15 protein-coding genes and 1 tRNA gene are annotated in these 19256 nt (G+C 54.0%); 7 read left to right on the plus strand and 9 right to left on the minus strand.

Annotated elements, in window-relative coordinates; genetic code table 11:
- Positions 1-72 precede the first annotated feature (72 nt).
- Together EAH78_RS07180 and EAH78_RS07185 are read right to left on the minus strand one after the other, a co-directional pair.
- Entirely contained in the window at positions 73-2448 is a 2376-nt protein-coding gene (locus EAH78_RS07180; RefSeq protein WP_140666975.1) for an ATP-binding protein, read from the minus strand.
- Positions 2448-3134, minus strand: coding sequence for a response regulator transcription factor (locus EAH78_RS07185; RefSeq protein ID WP_140666976.1), 687 nt, complete (start codon positions 3132-3134; stop codon positions 2448-2450). Before EAH78_RS07185 ends, EAH78_RS07180 begins: the two co-directional genes overlap by 1 nt.
- Before the next feature lie 516 nt (positions 3135-3650).
- Here EAH78_RS07185 and EAH78_RS07190 point away from each other — a divergent pair.
- The 7 genes from EAH78_RS07190 to EAH78_RS07220 all read left to right on the plus strand — a co-directional run bounded on the left by EAH78_RS07190 (position 3651) and on the right by EAH78_RS07220 (position 12780).
- Positions 3651-4178 carry a fimbrial protein gene (locus EAH78_RS07190; protein WP_140666977.1) on the plus strand — a complete coding sequence of 176 codons (528 nt, stop codon included), beginning with the start codon at positions 3651-3653 and terminating at the stop codon, positions 4176-4178.
- Between the two features lie 72 nt (positions 4179-4250).
- Positions 4251-4991 (plus strand): fimbria/pilus periplasmic chaperone, encoded by a 741-nt coding sequence (locus tag EAH78_RS07195; RefSeq protein ID WP_140666978.1) that lies wholly within the window; start codon positions 4251-4253, stop codon positions 4989-4991.
- A 177-nt stretch (positions 4992-5168) separates the two neighbouring features.
- Positions 5169-7757, plus strand: a complete 2589-nt coding sequence (locus tag EAH78_RS07200) for a fimbria/pilus outer membrane usher protein (RefSeq protein ID WP_140666979.1) — start codon at positions 5169-5171, stop codon at positions 7755-7757.
- A gap of 65 nt (positions 7758-7822) precedes the next feature.
- On the plus strand, positions 7823-8854 hold the full coding sequence (locus EAH78_RS07205) for a fimbrial protein (RefSeq protein WP_140666980.1): 1032 nt from the start codon (positions 7823-7825) through the stop codon (positions 8852-8854).
- A gap of 103 nt (positions 8855-8957) precedes the next feature.
- A complete protein-coding gene (locus EAH78_RS07210) occupies positions 8958-10175 on the plus strand; it encodes an EAL domain-containing response regulator (RefSeq protein ID WP_140666981.1) in 1218 nt (405 codons plus the stop codon).
- Between the two features lie 202 nt (positions 10176-10377).
- Positions 10378-11787, plus strand: a complete 1410-nt coding sequence (locus tag EAH78_RS07215; protein ID WP_140666982.1) for a bifunctional NUDIX hydrolase/phosphatase PAP2 family protein — start codon at positions 10378-10380, stop codon at positions 11785-11787.
- A 384-nt stretch (positions 11788-12171) separates the two neighbouring features.
- Complete coding sequence (locus tag EAH78_RS07220) at positions 12172-12780, plus strand: hypothetical protein (protein WP_140666983.1); 609 nt, start codon at positions 12172-12174, stop codon at positions 12778-12780.
- Positions 12781-14279: 1499 nt separating this feature from the next.
- Here the strand turns inward: EAH78_RS07220 and EAH78_RS07230 are convergent.
- The 7 genes from EAH78_RS07230 to rpmI form a co-directional block, all read right to left on the minus strand.
- Positions 14280-14356 (minus strand) — tRNA-Pro (locus EAH78_RS07230).
- A gap of 89 nt (positions 14357-14445) precedes the next feature.
- A complete protein-coding gene (locus EAH78_RS07235; protein WP_003179985.1) occupies positions 14446-14802 on the minus strand; it encodes a MerR family transcriptional regulator in 357 nt (118 codons plus the stop codon).
- Entirely contained in the window at positions 14783-15085 is a 303-nt protein-coding gene (gene ihfA / locus EAH78_RS07240; RefSeq protein WP_002553164.1) for an integration host factor subunit alpha, read from the minus strand. The genes EAH78_RS07235 and ihfA overlap by 20 nt, the downstream gene beginning before the upstream one ends.
- A 3-nt stretch (positions 15086-15088) precedes the next feature.
- Complete coding sequence (gene pheT / locus EAH78_RS07245) at positions 15089-17470, minus strand: phenylalanine--tRNA ligase subunit beta (RefSeq protein WP_140666984.1); 2382 nt, start codon at positions 17468-17470, stop codon at positions 15089-15091.
- Positions 17471-17496: 26 nt separating this feature from the next.
- Positions 17497-18513, minus strand: a complete 1017-nt coding sequence (gene pheS / locus EAH78_RS07250; protein ID WP_007905876.1) for a phenylalanine--tRNA ligase subunit alpha — start codon at positions 18511-18513, stop codon at positions 17497-17499.
- Positions 18514-18622: 109 nt separating this feature from the next.
- Positions 18623-18979, minus strand: coding sequence for a 50S ribosomal protein L20 (gene rplT, locus EAH78_RS07255; protein WP_007905879.1), 357 nt, complete (start codon positions 18977-18979; stop codon positions 18623-18625).
- Positions 18980-19006: 27 nt separating this feature from the next.
- A complete protein-coding gene (gene rpmI / locus EAH78_RS07260; protein ID WP_008145659.1) occupies positions 19007-19201 on the minus strand; it encodes a 50S ribosomal protein L35 in 195 nt (64 codons plus the stop codon).
- Between the last annotated feature and the right edge of the window lie 55 nt (positions 19202-19256).

A 19256-nucleotide genomic window follows, 5' to 3' on the forward strand; every position in this document is an offset into this window, starting at 1 on the left:
GTCAGTTCGTGTCCCGGTACAACATTTTCAGGTGGTTTCGAGGCGTGTTGAGGAGCACGAACACATCCAGTATTACCACTCCGATTCTGCCTGGATAATTACCTCATCAAGATGCTGAATGGATTTGATAATACTTTCTGAGCGGCCTGTGCTGGCCCTTTTCTCAAGATCTCTACAAGCCGCAGTGATCGACTGAGCCTTTACAATTAAAGCCCCACCCAGGATCCGATGAGCCAACCGCTCTACCTGTCGCCAATCGTTGATCAGTGCTGCAGCACGAAGCTGCTCAAGATCGACACGCATGCTCTTATGGAACAACTTCTGTAGTTGAGCCTCATCTTTCATTGGTAACTTGGGCACGTTGGTTTCGCTGGGCGAAACGCTGCACCACATCTCGATAATTTCCTGCAGCTCCTGAAGACGCAATGGCTTTGTGAGCACGCCGTCTATGCCTGCATCAAAGCAGGCCTTGGAATGCTCAGGACCTACCATTGCGGAAATGGCGATAATCGGCAAGTGAGAACCAGACGATACTTCTGCTTCGCGAATTTTTGCAGCAACAGCATAACCATCCATGTCCGACAGATTGCAATCAAGCAACATCAGATCAAACACATGAGCCCGAGCCTCATCAAGGCCGGCTAACCCGGTCTCAGCCTTGGTCACTTTGCAGCCGAAGGTATTCAACTGGCGCTCAATCACAAACTGGCTTTCCGGATGGTCTTCCACAACCAATATCCTCAATGCTCCAGATGCACCGTTTGCGTGAGTTTTAAGTTCAAGCATTTCAAAGTCTTCATAACGACCTAAAGCTTCACTACACCCTTGAAGCTGAACGGGCAGAATGACCTCCACTGTAGTGCCTACGCCCGCTTCACTTTCCATCACAATGTAGCCGCCCATTAGCGCCACCAGATCTTTGCATATGGTGAGACCCAGCCCCGTACCACCAAACTTACGGGTAATTGTTTCATCGGCTTGCGTAAATGCTTTGAACAGCTTGTTCTGCTGTTTTTTGTACATGCCAATCCCGGTGTCCTTCACCTTGAAACGCAGCATGCCACGAGTCTTATCGTGGGGTTCAGCGCTTAACGTCGCAAAAACGTCGATGCGTCCATTCTCGGTAAACTTTATGGCATTCGATAGCAGGTTGATGAGTATCTGTCGCACCCGATGAGAATCGATAACGGGCCAAATATCTTTTAGCCCCGAAAATTCAACCCCAAGGCAAAGAGCTTTTTCATGAGCACGAGCCTCAACCATACTGACGGTCTCGCGGATCAAAAATTCGACATCGACACGATGAAGACTCAAGGCCAGTTTATTGGCCTCCATCTTGGAGTAATCCAACACGTCATTGAGCAACTCAATAAGTGTCGTCGCACTGCTGACGGCAACCTTGGCCAACCTTTTATCTTCAGTGGAAAGCTTCGCCCGGGCCAAAAGCTCAACGGATGCCAGAATGGAATTCATTGGCGTTCGGACCTCATGACTCATCACCGCCAGAAACATACTCTTTTCTTTCTCACTGCGAGTGGCACGGCGCTCGGCGCGAAAGGCGGTTAATGCAAGGAAACTAATAATCAACAGACCCGTTAAAAAAGCCACCCCCTCCCATTTATAGAACTGCGTAATCGTCGACAGCGAAGGGGCTCCGTAGTCAGTCGATTCCGAAAACTCCGTCATGATTCTATCTGTTTCGCGAGCGGATAACGACGAGAGCGATTTGTCGATGATTGAAAGTAATATTTTATTGTCTTTAAGTACACCCATACTAGCTGTTACCGGGACGTCCACAAGGGAACCTGCAACGTTTAGTACGCCGAAATAGTGGCGACGTAACTCTGGCATTATCACCGACTCAGCACCCATAGCGGCATAAACGGTTCCATCTGCAACTAATGCAAGCGCCTGCCCAACTGTGTCGACCGTAACTGTTTGTATGTCCGGGTGAAAGCTAAGCGCCTGCCCAATTGCCCGCCCCCCCTTCACAGCTACTTTTTTTCCGGAAAGTTGCCTGGAGTTAAAAATAATAGGTACCACACCCTTGGTCACCACCATGACTGAGTCAGCAAAGTAAGGATGCGTGTAACTGACCTTACCACGCAACTCGGGCGCCTCAAGATCTTGCACAAGAGCGGGCATCAACTGGATTCGCCCCTCAAGAAACGCTTCTCGCCCCTTACTCCAGTCAACAATAGGAACCCATTGAAACTCAATCCCGGAAATCCTGGAAACTGCCTTGACGTATTCGATCACTACGCCCTTATATCTGCCACCTTCCAAGTACTCCAAGGGGTGCCAGTCCGGATCGACTCCGGTCGTTATTACAGGATGCTCAGCAATCCAGGCACGCTCCTGTTTCGTGAACAAATCATTTTGGTGACTCCAGGCACTGGCGTGCCAGAACATCGTCACGCAACCAAAAAACCAGAGGCAACGCAGCATCAATCGACGCCCAATTCACTTCGAATTTTATAAAGTTCAATTTCGCTGCTCACTCCAAGCTTGCGAAAGGCGGTCTGCTTTTGGCCGCTGATTGTCTTGCGACTGCGATTGAACTTGAGTGCAATCTGGGAGACTGACATGCCGACCAGACAGCAGCGAATGACCTCCTCTTCTCGAGGAGAGAGCCGTGTTTTTTCCTGCACAGTTCCCTCTGCTGCAACATGCTCGTCTAGTAGTTGCTGGGACCCAGGTGCAAAACCAAGCTCTAACGCCACTGCGTCACTCAGATAAATTTTCTCATGGGCTACCGTACGAACTGCTCGCACCAGTTCAACAAGATCCTCGGACTTACCAAGAAAACCTCGAACGCCAGCACGCAAACTCAGTGCGATTGTCGATGGCGACTCCGTAGAGGAAAACACCAGTATTCGAATGTCTGGAAAGCGTATCCGTAGCAGCCGGATCAGATTCAAACCATCCAGATCCGTCTGTTGTAAAGAGTAATCCATGACCAGGACATCCACTGAAACGCTACGCAGACTTGCCAGCATTTCCCTGCTGCTCCCAAAGGCGCCGACAACTTCTATGTCCCGCTCTTCAGCAATATGCAGCATGAAGCCATGGCGGATGAGCGCATGATCATCCAGCAGCGCGACGCGCAAAGGCGCCAGATTCGACCATTTCATTTTTTGAATTCTCTAGAATGCTGCTGAAGAAGGCCCATCCCCTAGCTCACCTCGGGTAGCTTCGCCTGACCTCTTAGCGCGTACAAACTGCTCAGCGAGTCAAAATTAAAAGGCCCTGAGCATTATATACTGAGATGCAAAATCTTGAAGAATTTGCTGACAGAAATCCCGGCTCTGCCGGAGTGATAATCAACATCGTTACACCCCACTCGCAACACAGAGTTGAAGTTTCAATGCAACTATCCGCATCCATCGGAATAAATAGTGGAGTGATTGTATTTACCACTGGCACCTCCCCATAGCCAATAGCCCCCTGAATATTGCAAAGAGCAAGCACTCACACCGTAACGACAACGGCGACAAAATTACATTTGAGAATTGTCTTATATTTTAAGCCAGAATTTCTCCGTACCTTGGCGACTGTTGCACTAAACACAGCCACCCACCTCTCATGCAGATTAGAAATAACCCGCATGAGAAATCTTATACTCATCAACATCAACATCCGGTGAAGCCATGTTCAAACGTTTTCTGACCGCTACCGTTGGCCTGACTGTTGTATTCGCTTTGCCGACCCAGGCTGCCGACGGCACCATCAATTTCAGGGGTGAGATCAAAGACATCACCTGTACCGTAACCGCCGATGCGACCGTTACCCTGCCAACCATCAGAAAGACGGATCTAACCAGTATCGGTGCCACTGCGGGCGATACCCCATTCAATATTACGTTGGCCGGATGCAACGGTAGCAACGCCGCTGGAAACGGTGTTGCCGTGCATTTCGAGCCAGGCGTTACCGTCAATGTAGATGGTCGCTTGAATAACACTGGTACCGCCACCAACGTACAGCTAGCGATTTACACCGAGGGCAGTAATACACCGTTCAGCCTTGGTGCAAGGCCAATTAGCCAGTATAGAACCACCAGCCAGGCGAATCCTCACGGCATCACCATGCCTTACACCGTCAAATACTTCGCTACCAGTACAACTCCGGGGTCAGGCACCGTGGTTTCTAGCGTTACCTACTCAGTCGTCTATTTCTAACCCTCATGCCCGCGGAGCACTTTAGCGATCCGCCAGATCGACAGCGAAACCCTTCATCCTGGATGATTTGCAATGAAACCTTTTATCTTCTCTCGGTGCGTGCTTTCCGGGTTGGTCCTGGCTTGCTGTCTGTTCGCACCCCAAACTCAAGCGGCCATCGTAATCAACGGCACTCGGGTGATCTACCCTTCTGATCAAAAGGAAATCAGCGTCAAACTGGATAACAACGGCGAGTCCCCTCTGCTGGTTCAATCCTGGATCGACGACGGTGACGCTCGTGCCACGCCAGATACTGCCAGGGCGCCTTTTGTTCTAACACCACCTATTGCCCGGATCGAGAGCCGCAAAGGGCAGACATTGCGGGTGCGCTTCACCGGCCAGGAAAGTTTGCCGCAGGACAAGGAGTCGATTTTCTGGCTGAACGTGCTGGAAGTTCCGCCCTCTTCCGATGATGGACAGAACAAGCTAAAGATTGCCTTTCGCAGCAGGGTCAAACTCTTCTATCGTCCGGTCGCGCTGCAGCTCGATACGGCGCAGGCTGCGCAGAAAATGCAATGGCGACTGACCAAAAATGCGGGAACCTGGGCTTTGGAAGGAAACAATCCGACGCCGTATTATCTAAGTCTGAGTTCGATCAAGGTAGGTAGCGCCAGCGCAGAGCTGGACCTGATAAACAGCATGTTCGCGCCTGGGGAGCATAAGACACTGCCACTCAAGGGTGCCGTTGATGCATCAGAGAGCAAGCAAATGAAGTTTTCCGCGATCAATGATTATGGCGGAATCAACGCTGTCACGCTGCCCTTGGCACCGTAAAAAGCACGGTTAGTATGCTGGCCGTGTGATTCAAGTCGTAAATATCAGTCAGAAAAATAATCCAGAACATGTCATTCAGATCACGAACTTATCAGTTCCCGTGACGCTCTCGACTGTCTCAAAAAGCCCCGAGAACGTGGCGCCAGCTATTGAATCTTGTATACAGAACCTCTAAACATGATCAAGCGTCGCAAGCCCGGTCTCAATATCAGCAGCGGCCTTTTTAACGCTCGCGCTTGCTTGAAGCCGTTCACCGGCGCCATGATTCTCGCCACCACCGGCCTGACCACCACCGTCAACGCCGTGGAAAATCAGCATACGTCGAAGAAGCTCGCCAGCTTCGATACCAGCATGCTTTGGGGCGCGGGCGCCCAGTCACTGAATGTCGAGCGTTACAACGAGGGCAATCCGGTCGAACCTGGTACCTACAGCGTCGACGTCAGCCTCAATAACACTCCCGCCGGACGCCATGACATCACTTTCGTCCCCGGCGCATCAGCTGTCCAAGCCAAGCCTGCCCCGTCCCTCGAATTGCTGGAAAAAATCGGCGTCGATACCGAAACATTGCAAGGCAGTGTCGACAACGGTGCGGCGACACACGATCTGCTCAGCTTCATTCCCAACGCTACCTATCGCTATGACAGTGCTGATCAGCGGCTTGATCTCAGCGTTCCGCAGGCTGCCCTACTCAATCGTCCGCGCGGTTATGTCAGCCCTAAGCGCTGGAATCGTGGGGTAAACGCAGCGTTCGTCGACTACAACGTCAATGCATACCAGGCCACCAGCCACGGCAACCAGAACAATACCGCCTACGCCAACATTAACGTGGGCGTCAATGTCGGCGATTGGCGTTTGCGCCAGCGGTCGACACTGAATTGGAACAAAAAAACCGGCGGTAACTTCCAGACCTTCACCCGTTATGCGCACCGGGACATCGACACCCTCCGCTCGCAGGTGACACTGGGCGACTCCTTTACCGATGGTGAACTGTTCGACACGGTGGCAACCCGGGGCCTGCGCCTGGCCACCGATGATCGCATGCTGCCGGACTCCCAGCGTGGCTATGCACCCGTCATCCGGGGTACTGCTTCAACCAACGCCCTCATCACCATTCGCCAGAACGGTTTCATCATTCAGGAGACTACCGTTGCGCCCGGTGCCTTCACGATTACCGACCTCAACCCCACCAGCGGCGCCGTTAACCTTGATGTCACCGTGAAGGAAGCCGACGGCCAGGAAAAACACTTCACCGTGCCGCTTTCGTCCGTCAGTCGCTCCCTGCGCGAAGGCAGTTCTCGCTACACGGCGACCGTCGGCCAGGCTCGCGAACTGCCTTATGGCAGTAAGCCGCTGATCGTGCAGGGCACTTACCAGCGTGGCCTGAGTAACCTCATCACCAGCTATACCGGCTTCTCCGCCGCCGAGGGTTACAACACGGCCATCCTCGGCGGCGTACTAAACAGCCAATACGGCGCATTCGGTACCGACATCACTACCTCGCAAACCGAACTGGAAGGCACGACCTTCGCCGGCCAGTCGGCGCGTGTAACGTACAACAAGATTCTGCAAAGCACCGGCACCCATTTGACCGTGGCCGCTTACCGTCACTCCGACACGGGCTACTTTGGCATTACCGAGGCGCTCAATGCCCAAGACCAATTAAAAGAGTTCGGCGATAACCAAGGCAGTGTTGACTCGATCCGTCACATGCGCGGCAGGGTACAGCTGAACATCAGCCAGAACCTGGGCAGCCATTCGCACCTTTACCTCAACAGTTCGGTACAGAGCTACTGGAACAGTTCAGGCACCGACAAGCAGTACCAGGCTGGCTTCAGTCAATCGTTGAACTGGGGCAGTGTCGGCGTGAGCGCCTCGAGCACCCAGGACATGTTCGGTAACGACACTACCGAATATATGGTCAACGTGTCCGTTCCCCTGGGGCCCTCAAGTTCCCGCAATCGGCCTTACCTGACTGCCAGCGCCACCTCCAGAACCGATGGCAGTGAGAACCTGCAAACCACCCTCAGCGGAAGCCGTGGTGAAGACCAGGCACTGAGCTACGGCATCACCACCAGCAACAACCGCCCCGGCAATGGCGACAACACGACTAACGTCAGCGGTAACACCCAGTTCCATACGTCCGCGGCCAACCTCAGCGCCTCACTCAGCAAGGGTACCGATTTCCAGCAGACCTCCATGGGCGCGAGCGGTTCGATCGTCGTGCACCCGGCCGGCATCACCTTTGGTCAGCCATTGGGCGATTCCATTGCCATCGTCGTTGCTCCAGATGCCGCCGGTGCAAAGCTCACCAATGCGACAGGGGTAAAACTCGACCGTCACGGTCAGGCTGTAGTGCCTTACCTGAACCCATACCGAGTGAACAACCTGGAGCTTGACCCGAAAGGCATCGGTGACGATGTCGAATTGCAAAATACCAGCCAGGAAGTCGTGCCACGTAGCGGCTCAATCATCATGGCCAAATTCAACACCGTTTCAGGTCGTGCATTGCTGATCAACGCCCGCCAGGCCGATGGCAAGCCATTGCCTTTCGGTGCCGGTGTCTACGATGAAAAAGGACAGGAAGTGGGCGCGGTAGGCCAGGGCGGGCAAATCTTTGCCCGGCTCGCCGGTGATCAAGGCACTTTGCGTATCAGCTCCAACAGCAAGGAACTCAGCCAGTGCAACATGCCCTACCGGTTAAAGCCGCGCGAAAAAGGAGAAGCCTCATCACGGCTGCAAACGATAAAACTAACTTGCAAAGATTAAGTGCTGCACTTTGAAACTCCCCAAACGGCCTTCCATTTGGCTCGACTTTCCAGAGACTCATAGAGATGAACACAGCTAACTTACCCCGCCATTCAAGATCCTGTAAGGCCAGTCGTGCCTTGTGGCTATTGATATTGGCGGCATTTCTGTTCAGCCCATTCAGCATGGCATGGGCAAACGATCTGAATTGCTCTCACATCGGATCCAATAGAAATATTCCTTTTCCCAGCACGCTCTCGCCACCTCGTGACCAGCCCGTAGGTTCGCTGCTCACTCCGTGGGTCAGCATTGATGGCTCGATTCAGTGCAGAGGCATTAGAAGGTATAAAATTGTAAATTTCCCGGATAGAAGGGCTGTGCTAACGAATGTCACCGTTTCATCGCCACCCTTCTCCCCCAACAACTCCGTTAGCGTCTACGCCACCAATATTCCTGGAGTCGGTATTAGCTATGACGCACAAACGCCGTCCAATACGCTGTCGGAGAATACTGATACGGGCCTCCACAATTACTCAGTCGCCATGGCCTTGGTCAAGACCGGCCCTATCGGCACAGGCACCCTGGCCATCTCGCAGATAGCTATCGAAATCCGAGTGAACCCTGTTTCGGGACGCCCCACCCGTGGCCCCCACTTTGCAATATTCAGTAATCAGGGCGGCACAACTATCACCGGCACGACCTGCTCTACTGTGACGCCTTTTATCAATGTGCCCCTTCCTGCCGTGAGATCCGCGCAACTGCCCAGCATTGGCGCTACAGCAGGAACTACCCCGTTCGCGATAGTGCTCAATTGCGCTCAGCCATCAAATGTCTTCATGACCCTCACCGACGCAAGCAACGCTGGCAATACCTCCACAACCTTGGGAATCAACGCCTCTTCCACCGCCCACGGCGTCGCGCTGCAAATATTTCACGGCGGCCAGCGAATCGGCTTTGGCCCAGACTCGTCTATGCGAGGGAATACCAACCAAATACAAGTCAGTGCCAACCAAACAGGCACGATTAGCATCCCGATGACCGCCAATTACGTCAGAACCGGCGCGATCACCGCCGGCAGCCTGGAAAGTAGCGCCACTTTCACCCTTTCGTACCAGTGAAGTAAACCAGGGCGCCTCGCCCTACTGATTTGAGACAATTCTTATAGTAAGCAGAGGGCTATCACTCAAAAATGACGGTCCTTATCTCTATTCGAGCAGAGACATGCCAACACCCCCGTTACGCATTCTGGTACTAGAGAACCATTGTTTACAGCGCTCAGTCGCAGTGAGCAGGTTGCAGCAGCTAGGTTGCGAAGAGGTCTTCTGTGCGGCAGACGGGCGCGGCGCGCTAGAAGTTCTAAGGCGCGAGGGATCTGTGGACGTAGCACTCTGTGACCTGCACACGGCCAATATGGACGGCCTGAATTTTCTTCAAGAGATTGCGCGGTCTGGCAAGGTAAATGCCGTCATTCTGACTAGCACTCTTGACCCCGCTGTTAAGCGAACAATCCGGCAACTAGTCACGCTCATGGGGTTGCAGGTGTTGGCGGACATTAGCAAGCCATTGAGCTCCGAGTTACTGAAATCGATACTTTTTCAACACATGAAGAACCGCAACGCGGAACTGCCCCTGCTGACGTCAGAACCAGTGATTACCCAGCAAGACGTGCACAAGGCCTTGGAAAACCAAGAATTCGAGGCGTATTTCCAGCCTAAATTCGATTTGAACAGCGGTGCAATCCAGAGTGCAGAAGTGCTCGCTCGCTGGATTCATCCGACCCTTGGCGCCCTGTCGCCAGCAATCTTCCTGCCGACAATTAAGCATCTTGGGCTCATTGACCGTCTTTTAGATGCCCTCCTACATCAAGGGCTGGCGTTGCAACACAAGGCGCATGAGCAGGGATATTCACTGAATGTCGCCTTCAATCTGGAAGCCTCACAATTGGCTGATCGTGATTTCTGGGCTCGGATCAAGGCGTTGCTGGCGACTCAAAAAGCCCATGGCTCAGGCCTGACATTCGAATTGACCGAACGCAGCACGCTTGAAATGTCCTCTACGACGCTTGAGAACCTGGTACGCCTGCGCATGCTCGGATGCCGATTATCCATAGACGACTTCGGTTCCGGCTACTCGTCGTTACAGCGCCTTTATCAGTTGCCGTTCAACGAAATCAAGCTGGACAGTGAGTTTGTACGCGCACTCAAGGATGAACCACATCGTCAGGCTGCCATCACCAGCACACTGACGTTGGGAAAGGCATTGGGTATGTCAGTAGTGATCGAAGGAGTGGAAACAGAAGAGCAACGTCAGATGCTTATTGAACTGGGATGCAGCATGGGTCAGGGCTATTTATGTGCTCGCCCCATGCCTGCGTACGATTTTTTGGCCTTGCTCCGCAAGAAAAAGCAGGAATGCAGCCATCTATCGTTTGCTCTCTGAAGTGCTTGCCACAGGGAAAGGGGAAGTGACTCAGGTCAGTCAATTTGCTGCGTCATAGGGAAGGCCAAGTGTACGGCGATGACGCTCATACCGGGGCTTGACTTAAGCGACCCGATGCATAAAAAAGCCACTTTAACCAGTTAGATCGGCCTAATGTTGTGCAAAGTGGTGCAGAGCAGGCATATCTTCTTCAGGACATACAATGAGAAAAATATCGTTAACCTCGGTTCTCTTCATATTATCCATCCTGCTGTTCCATGACATAGCTCAAGCTACCGTTTTGTCGAACAAACCCGCAGGCTGCGTGATCAGCTCGCAAGACCGAATTTTGTTGGTACAAGGCGGCCCAGGTAACAAATGGTCTCTACCAGCTGGCTATGCAGAAGAAGGCGAAACCCCGGAACAAACCGCGCAACGAGAAACGCTCGAAGAAACGGGATTAAAGGTGAATATCGTTGGACCGATCGACATAGGGGAGCAGAAAATTCAGCTGTTCATATGCAGGACCGAACAGCCACTCCAAGTTTCTGCCAATAGAGTCAACATACTAAATGCCCCACACCTCGGGCGAGAAACAATCCAGGCTGGTCTTTTTCATGCAACGGAAATTGAAGCACTAAAGCTTAGATTCCCTGAACAAGTTCGCAGATTACTCGAATTCAGCGATGCCTGGCAGAACAGTTTAACGGAGGAAGTCGATTATTTTTCCGATGGATTGCCACACGTCCAAGCGCTTGAGCTTATATGGATGAATAAACTAGCGACGAAGACGTCCGAGTGGGGAGTATTCTTTCGAGCTGGAAACTTCCTTGGCGAAACGTGGTTCTATGTATTATGTCTACCCCTCATAGTCTGTTTGTTCGGCTGGCGCTACCTGCACCGGATGCTGCTAGGCTTAATGCTGGTGACACTATTGACCCAGATTCTCAAACCAATGGTGGCCATGGCCAGACCCTTCAACTACTTACCACATCTGAGCCTGGATGGCGCTTCTGGATTTGGTATGCCCAGCGGGCACGCATTCAGCGCAATGTTTTTTTTCGGCGCACTGGCCTTATGGTCTACATCGCGAATTCCATTGAGATATGGTGCGCTTATCGCACTAACGTTAGCTCTATGGACGGCTGCGGCAAGAGTCTGGTTGGGGGTCCACTTTGCTTCAGATGTACTCGCGGGGATTGGCTTGGGTTTTGCGCTTTTATATCTTGAACGTCTGCAGAGTAAATATGAACGGTCGACAGGGGGACAAATCGCCGTTCAACCTTCTACATGGTTTAGCCTGGGTGCTCTGAGTTTAATATTTGGCTTTATATTCAGCCAAGAAAGCCTTCTACTCCCTTTTGCTATAGCAATCGGTTATGGGTTAGCGGGCAGTCATTCGACGACTGGGAAGGCTACTGCAGCAACGTCTCTCTGGATGTTGATTGGTATGTCAGGGCTAGTGTTGATAAAGGGCTATCTGACCAACAAGTTAAGCGTCTTCTGGCAGATTGCGGCAAAGGATGCCGTTATTTATTTATTGTTGGGATACTGGCTACGGGCGGGAGCTTATCGCACCTTTCAAAGAATGTTTAAGTCTCGATTGCCAATCCTGCCGAAGAATAATGTGTAGAGGTCTAATATGCTGAAAAACTCCGGATCGAATGCAGGCAAAGGCCCCATGCCCAACGTCCCGTCTCCTGCAAGCCCCAACACGCCGCCCGCGGGTCAAAAACGCAGGAGCAGCAAGGTTTTTCCCCCGATCGAAAGCTCCCAGGCGTCTTCACCAAGCACATTGGTACCGTCCCCTCGAGCAGCGCCCGCCATCGCCCCAAAACCTGTGCCGTTTTCAGTCCCCAGGACCTGCTCCGCGTGCGGAACATATCACCAAGGCCCTTGCACGACTCCTCGACCCAGTGAAGCATCTTCTTCGCAAAAACCGGCTTCGGCACTGGAATTGTATGAACGGCACCAGGCGAACTATCAGCCACAGGACCGGACTCAGCCGTTCGAAATCATGCATTCGGTCACGGATGACAACCTGAAATTCAGCAACAAGAAGGCGACCGACGCCGAGCTTTTAAAAGTTGCGGACAAGAAGTTCACCCTCCGCCACTACACCACGTCAAAAGACGGCCCCCCACCGTTCAACACTATTTCTTCGAACTTTGAACTGGTGTACCGCAAAATTAAAACTTTGCAAAGAACCCAGGGCAGCAACACCAACCAGGATGATTGGGTGCGCCTGGGCAATACGGCGTTTACCTTCTTTCTCTTGGCAATCGATGGCGAGGTAGCGAACCGAAAGTTCCTTGCAGGTGCAACGCATTACGCGGAAATTGATCCGGACAACCAGGAACAAATGACGGCCGCGGGTCTGGAAAATGCGGAGTTTTTCGCCTCCCCAGACTTGCTGCACACCAAGGATCTGTCGAGTGCCAAAGCTATTAAAGGCCCATTGAAAGACCTCAAGGCGCTGATGCTCGCAAGCTCCGGACTCAAGCCCATCAGCTTGGGTCGTACACCTGCTCAAGGCCTGCTCAAAGCTATCGACGATCAGTTCTCTGGTACTTTGGAATTGAAACTGCCGGGCTCGGTAATCGTTGCTCAATGGCACAGGATTTAGAGGGAAATCAACGCCAAGGAAACGTTCTGACAATACCCTGCCGCTCAAAAAACGCCAACGGGTGTTGTATGGGGGGCGCTTGAACGGAAATGTTTCCTCGTTGGTACGGGCTATGCTCAAGCGCCTATCGAGAGCCATGTTGTTCTAACCGCTTGCACCCGCACGTCAGAATCTCCTTCGTGGCCTGTAGGTACATTCTCCGGCTGGGGTCCGCTGCAATATAAGGCCGCGCTGAACAAAGCGTAGTAACCGCCCCCCTTCAAAGTCAGCCGCCACCATCAACGCCCCCCTCCAGTGGCAGAAAACGAGTATCTCCCCCTTAAAGGTCAGCCGCTATAGCGGCAAAGGACAGGTAGTGGCCACAGAAAAGCCGATGCGGCTTTGAAGTGAATTAGCGTCACTCTGCCGTACGGCCGATCTCCTCCCGTGTGGGCATGCTCCAGTCCGAGGCTCTTCTTTCATAGATTGAGTCTTCGTGCTTAAGACCGTCGTAGCTGAACACCAATAGGTAAAACGCAAACGCTGTTGCAGCCAAGAGCACTCTGCCTATGGGATTCGCGTCTTTAGATAGACCGCCAGGCCAAATGGCGACCCAACCTCCTCTAAGGTAGGCAAATACTGCTTGCGTGAACCATGCATGCAACGCCAGAGCCTCCCAGAAATGGCCCCAATCACCTGTGAAACGAACAAAAGCGTTTCCCGTTGTTTGATGCCGGATCTGGCGAGGGCTGGGATCCGCAAGACGAAACACATATCGGCCCTGACTGTCGGACGCGGGACTACCTCAATGCCGCGAAAGAAGATGCCGATTCGTGCAGCAAACGGTCGGACTGCGGATCAAGCGGAACCGGCTTTGCACATCTGGGCCAGTGCCGAATCTCACGCACTGATTGTCCATGAATCCGAGGCATGCAAAGCCCTGGGTGAAATCGGAGTGGTAGGCGCACTCGCTGCGGACCAGAGCCCGGATGGATATTCAGTTGTGCTCTGCAACACTCTGCAGGCGCAATGATCCCTATCACCGGCCTCGCCTACATGACCCGGCTCATTTACACGGGGTCACGATGGGGCTCACTTACTCCGCTGACTCCATCCGATCAGAATAAACGCGGCTCCCGGAATCCAGAGCCCAGGGCTTTCAACACTCAAACCGCAGACAAAGAGTGACATTCCCACTACGAACAGCGGCTTTTCTAAATGCATTTTCCATAATTTCTACCTTTTAAGAATGACTCCCACTAAACAATAAAGCCTGCCGGTCGGCGGTCGGAACCCCGCCCTGCCCCAGGCAATTCGCAATCACATCCGCAACGGGATGGTGCCCGGCAAGCAAATAGGGAAACTCTGGTACGTTGACTGGACTGCATTCAACCGTTCCGGCGGAAACGACCTGATGGCAATGGTATTGAAAGGAGCTGCAGGAACAAGAGCGGGTTTTGCGCAGACCTGAAACGAAAAAGGGGACCAAGCACCTAAGTGCTTGATCCCCTTATAAAATATGGTCGGGACGGAGTGATTCGAACACTCGACCCCTAGCACCCCATGCTAGTGCGCTACCGGACTGCGCTACGCCCCGACTAGGCGTGAAACTCGTCCATCTTCTCGAAGGACGCTCAAGAATATATCGCAAGCTTTTGAAAACTGAAAGTATTCAATCGCAGGAATTTATTTCTTGAGAACCACCAACACATCTTCCAGCTCGGCAATCATCTGCCGAATCATTTGTTTGTATTGGGTGGTGTCGTCTTTGGCTTCATCGCCGGACAAGCGCAAGCGCGCGCCGCCGATGGTGAACCCTTGATCGTAAAGAAGCGCGCGGATCTGCCGGATCATCAGCACGTCTTGTCGCTGATAATACCGGCGGTTTCCGCGGCGTTTGACGGGGTTGAGTTGAGGAAACTCCTGCTCCCAATAGCGCAGCACGTGCGGTTTTACGGCACACAGCTCGCTGACTTCACCGATGGTGAAGTAGCGTTTGCCTGGGATGACGGGGAGCTCGTCGTTATGACTTGGTTCCAGCATAAGCCTCAACTCGGGCCTTCAACTTCTGCCCTGGACGAAAGGTGACCACACGGCGAGCCGTGATCGGGATTTCTTCCCCCGTTTTCGGATTGCGGCCAGGCCGCTGGCGTTTGTCCCGAAGGTCGAAATTGCCGAAACCGGACAATTTGACTTGTTCGTTGTCTTCAAGAGCGTGCCTGATTTCTTCAAAAAACAGTTCGACCAATTCCTTGGCCTCCCGTTTATTCAGGCCCAGCTCTTCATACAGACGTTCCGCCATCTCAGCTTTCGTCAGAGCCCCCATACGTCACTTCCTTAACGTGGCGTTCAACCTTTGTTCGAGCGAGGTGAGGATATTTTGCGTCGTGGTATTCACCTCATCGTCATTAAGAGTGCGCGATGGATGCTGCCAGGTCAAGCCGACTGCGAGGCTTTTTCTATCAGGATCAATGCCTTTACCCTGATACACGTCAAATAGCCTGAGGTCCGTCAGCCATTCCCCTGCATTTTCACGGATTACGTCCAGTACGGCGCTGGCTGCGACGTCTTTTTCGGCGATCAGTGCAAGGTCACGACGCACTTCAGGAAAGCGCGATAACTCCTGGAATTTAGGCATTTTGCCCAACGCCACTTCCGCCAGAACCAGCTCGAATACGAAGACCGGACGGTCGAGGCCGAGGGTTTTCGACAATTCGGGGTGAATGGCGCCGACAAAACCGACCAGACGGCCTTCACGTTCGATGCGCGCGGTTTGACCCGGGTGCAGCGCTGGGTGTTTGCCCGGCACGAAAATGAACGAGTCCAGCGCGCCAGCGAAGCCCAGCACCGCTTCCACGTCAGCCTTGACGTCGAAGAAGTCCACGACATCGCGACCCTGAGCCCAGCCTTCCGGCAGACGACTACCGCACACCACACCGGCCAGCATTGGCTCTTGCTTCAGGCCTTCGAGTTGACCGACGAAGCGCAGGCCGCTTTCGAAGAGACGGACGCGATCCTGTTGGCGGTTCAGGTTGTGCTGGAGCGCCTTGACCAGACCAGGCCACAAGGACGAACGCATGGCCGCCATGTCGTTCGAAATCGGGTTGGCCAGCAGCAGCGGCTCCACACCCGGATTAAACAGCTCGAATTGTTTCGGATCGATGAAGCTGTAGGTGATCGCTTCCTGGTAACCACGGGCGACCAACAGGCGACGCAGTTCAGGCAGCTCGCTGCGCGCTTCAGCCTTGGCTTGTGGCGCCAAGCGAGCTTGCGGGTAGCGAACCGGCAGACGGTTGTAACCGTACAGACGGGCCAGCTCTTCGATCAGATCGACTTCCAGGCTGATGTCGAAGCGGTGGCTTGGCACTTCAACGCGCCACTGCCCTGCCCCATCGGCGGAAACGGTCAGGCCCAAAGCGTTGAGCAGACGCTCGACTTCGGCCGAATCCATTTCCATGCCCAGCATTTGGGTGATGCGCTGTGCGCGCAACGTCACTGGAGCAATCTTCGGCAGATGCTGTTCGCTGACGGTTTCGATGATCGGGCCGGCTTCACCGCCAGTGATCTCCAGCAGCAGGCCAGTGGCGCGCTCCATGGCTTCACGGGCCAGTTGCCAGTCCACGCCACGCTCGTAGCGGTGCGAGGCGTCGGTGTGCAGGCCATAGGAACGGGCCTTGCCAGCGACGGCGATCTGATCGAAGAACGCGCTTTCAAGGAAAACATCGCGAGTGGTCGCAGTGTTCACACCACTGTGCTCGCCACCCATGACGCCGGCGATAGCCAGAGCGCGGGTGTGGTCGGCGATCACCAGCGTATCACTACGCAGGGTGACTTCCTGGCCGTCGAGCAGCACCAGCTTCTCGCCTTCTTCGGCCATGCGCACGCGGATGCCACCGTTGATTTCGGCGAGATCGAAGGCGTGCAGCGGTTGACCCAGTTCCAGCATCACGTAGTTGGTGATGTCGACAGCCGCGTCGATGCTGCGCACTTCGGAACGACGCAGGCGCTCAACCATCCACAGCGGCGTAGGCTTGGACAGATCGACGTTACGGATCACACGACCCAGGTACCGCGGGCAAGCGGCTGGCGCCAGCACTTCAACCGAACGCACTTCGTCGTGCACGGCTGGAACAGTGGCAACGACCGGGCGGGTGACGGTGGCGGCGTACAGCGCGCCGACTTCACGGGCCAGACCGGCGAGGGACAGACAGTCGCCGCGGTTCGGGGTCAAGTCGACCTCGATGCTGGCGTCGTCCAGGCTCAGGTATTCACGAATGTCCTGACCGACCGGCGCATCGACCGGCAACTCCATCAGGCCATCGTTGCCTTCGCCCACTTGCAGCTCGGCTTGCGAGCACAGCATGCCGTTGGACTCAACGCCACGCAGCTTGGCTTTCTTGATTTTGAAGTCGCCCGGCAGCTCGGCACCGATCATGGCGAACGGGATCTTCAGGCCCGGACGCACGTTTGGCGCACCGCAGACGACCTGGAAGGTCTCCGAGCCATTGCTGACCTGGCACACACGCAGCTTGTCAGCGTCCGGGTGCTGCTCGGTGCTCAGCACCTCGCCCACCACTACACCGGTGAATTCGCCGGCGGCCAGCGTAACGCTATCGACCTCAAGACCGGCCATCGACAGACGAGCTACCAGCTCGTCGCGACTTACCTGCGGGCTTACCCAGCCACGCAGCCATTGTTCACTGAATTTCATCCTGCTCTCCTAAGAATTCGTTACGACTAGCGAAATTGCGCGAGGAACCGCAAGTCGTTGTCGAAGAACAGACGCAAGTCGTTTACGCCGTAACGCAGCATGGCCAGACGTTCAACGCCCATGCCGAAGGCAAAGCCCGAAAACTCTTCCGGGTCGATCCCGGACATACGCAACACGTTCGGGTGAACCATGCCGCAGCCCATCACTTCCAGCCAGCCAGTCTGCTTGCAGACGCGGCAGCCTTTTCCGCTGCACATCACGCATTCCATGTCGACTTCAGCGGATGGCTCGGTGAACGGGAAGTACGAAGGGCGGAAACGCACGGCCAGTTCTTTTTCGAAGAACACGCGCAGGAATTCTTCGATGGTCCCTTTCAGGTCGGCGAAGTTGATATCGCGATCGACCAGCAGGCCTTCGACCTGGTGGAACATCGGCGAGTGGGTAATATCGGAGTCGCTACGGTACACACGGCCTGGGCAGACGATGCGGATCGGCGGCTGTTTCGATTCCATGGTGCGGACCTGTACCGGCGAGGTATGGGTGCGCAGCAACATGTTGGCATTGAAATAGAAGGTGTCATGCATCGACCGGGCCGGGTGGTGGCCTGGGATGTTGAGCGCCTCAAAGTTGTGATAGTCGTCTTCGACCTCAGGGCCTTCGGCAATGCCGTAGCCGATGTGAGTAAAGAACTGTTCGATACGTTCCAGAGTCCGGGTAACCGGATGCAGACCACCGGAGGTCTGGCCGCGGCCAGGCAGGGTCACGTCAATGGACTCGGCAGACAGTTTGGCGGCCAGGTCGGCCTCTTCAAACAGTGCCTTGCGGGCATTGAGAACCTCTGTGACACGCTCCTTGGCAACGTTGATAAGAGCGCCGACTTGCGGACGCTCTTCTGCCGGCAAATTCCCCAGGGTCTTCATCACCTGAGTCAATTCACCCTTTTTGCCAAGGTAGTGAACCCGGATTTGCTCCAGGGCATTGATATCTTCAGCGCTTTGCACAGCCTCTAGTGCTTGAGAGACGAGCGCGTCCAGGTTTTCCATGTACAGACTCCAGATACAAAATAGGGGAAGAGCTTGAAGGCTCTTCCCCTATTTATGACGTTTAACACCTGACCCCACAGAGGTGAGGCCAGGTGACTGTCGGGGGTACTTAAGCCAAGGTGGCTTTAGCTTTCTCGACAATCGCAGCAAACGCCGCTTTTTCGTTCACTGCCAGATCAGCCAGAACCTTACGGTCGATCTCGATGGACGCTTTTTTCAGGCCGGCGATGAAACGGCTGTAGGACAGACCGTTGATACGTGCACCAGCGTTGATACGAGCGATCCACAGAGCGCGGAACTGACGTTTTTTCTGACGACGGTCACGGTAGGCGTACTGTCCTGCCTTGATTACCGCTTGCTTGGCAACACGGAATACGCGCGAGCGAGCGCCGTAGTAGCCTTTAGCAAGTTTCAGAATTTTTTTGTGACGTTTACGGGCAATGACGCCACGCTTTACACGAGCCATGAGTTACTTCCTCTATTCTTGACTAAATTAACGAAGGCGCAGCATGCGCTCGACTTTTGCCACGTCACACGGTGCCAGCAAGCTGCTACCGCGCAGTTGACGCTTACGCTTGGTCGACATTTTAGTCAGGATGTGGCTCTTGAAAGCGTGCTTGTGCTTGATACCGTTAGCAGTTTTCAGAAACCGCTTAGCAGCACCACTTTTAGTTTTCATTTTTGGCATGTTCGGATACTCCGCATTCAGTTGATAAACATAATCAGAAGGCCTGCCGTGCCCT

This window comes from Pseudomonas arsenicoxydans, from assembly GCF_006438915.1.
Classification (GTDB): Bacteria; Pseudomonadota; Gammaproteobacteria; order Pseudomonadales; family Pseudomonadaceae; genus Aquipseudomonas; species Aquipseudomonas arsenicoxydans_A.